Origin of the sequence: Psychrobacter sp. Ps7, from assembly GCF_022129225.1 — a bacterium.
Classification (GTDB): Bacteria; Pseudomonadota; Gammaproteobacteria; order Pseudomonadales; family Moraxellaceae; genus Psychrobacter; species Psychrobacter immobilis_A.
In genome coordinates this window covers 1-1,072 of sequence record NZ_JADQAH010000083.1, presented here as the reverse complement: position 1 = coordinate 1,072, position 1,072 = coordinate 1, and the positions used below count along the sequence as shown (strand labels likewise).

The 1,072-nt window shown below is 37.1% G+C and carries 2 protein-coding genes; both read left to right on the top strand.

The window, feature by feature from the left end:
• Positions 1-270 (top strand): hypothetical protein (locus tag I3257_RS14120; protein ID WP_238050172.1); only part of this gene is annotated, 270 nt, incomplete at its 5' end.
• 12 nt (positions 271-282) lie between these two features.
• Positions 283-945, top strand: coding sequence for an OmpA family protein (locus I3257_RS14115; protein ID WP_238050171.1), 663 nt, complete (start codon positions 283-285; stop codon positions 943-945).
• The last annotated feature ends 127 nt before the right edge of the window (positions 946-1,072 follow it).

The window sequence follows — 1,072 nt, the reverse complement described above, 5'->3', positions numbered from 1 at the left end:
ACTGAAACTGAAACTGAAACTGAAACTGAAACTGAAACTGAAACTGAAACTGAAACTGAAACTGAAACTGAAACTGAAACTGAAACTGAAACTGAAACTGAAACTGAAACTGAAACTGAAACTGAAACTGAAAAGCATGCTGCTGAAATGTCATTGTTGAATCAAAGAGTTTTTGGGGCGGTAATAGAAGCTGATAAAGCATACTCTAGTAATTACCCTGATGAGCAGCATTCTTTGAAGCATTATAAAGAAGTCTGTCAGCAGCTCTAGAAGAAATAATTTATGAATACGCTATTGAGAAGTATGCTTGTTGTTTTAATCAGCGTCTTAACGCTATCCGCATGTCAAACGCCTGACTTGTCTAACCAAAAAGCTCAAACTATTAATTTGCCAATTATTCTGATTAATTTAGATAGCGACGGCGACGGCGTGCCTGATGATTTAGATCAATGCCCAAATATGACAGAGAACGTGGTAGTGGACGAAAGAGGTTGTCCTGAGATTACAAGTCTTATTGGTATGCCTCCAATGATGGAGTATCGTGCTTTTTTTACCAAGGACAGCAGTGAATTACTGCCACAGTATCATGATGAGCTTGATAGAGTAGCAGAACAGATGAATAACTATGATACGGCTACTATGAAAATTGAAGCTCATGTCTCGAAGGATGAGGTCAATAAAGCTTCTACCTCAATGTTGCAATCAAACTCACTGGCTAAGAATAGAGCACTCATTGTCAAAAATTACCTAATTTTAAATCACAGAATTGAGCCTAGTCGTCTAACTACTCTTGATTGCGGTATTAAAGGTTCTATTGCACCTTCTGATACCGAGGAAGGCAGATCTATGAATCGTAGAGTTTATAGCTTAGTAACTGATTTAAAAAACTACAAAGCTAATTATCATCAAAATGACCTAGGCTCAAACAGGTGTATCGAGTTTTAGTTTTTGTCATTTATTAATAAATAACCATAAGATAAAAATAACTACTCGAAGGCAAATCTCATGCTCATCCCCAAATACTGGGCGCAACACAAACAGCGCTTTGAATCGCTAGAAACGTCTAGTAAAC

Bases quoted from the DNA above. Each gene is read 5' to 3' on its own strand.
- I3257_RS14115 (WP_238050171.1), top strand. From the start codon at position 283: ATGAATACGCTATTGAGAAGTATGCTTGTTGTTTTAATCAGCGTCTTA.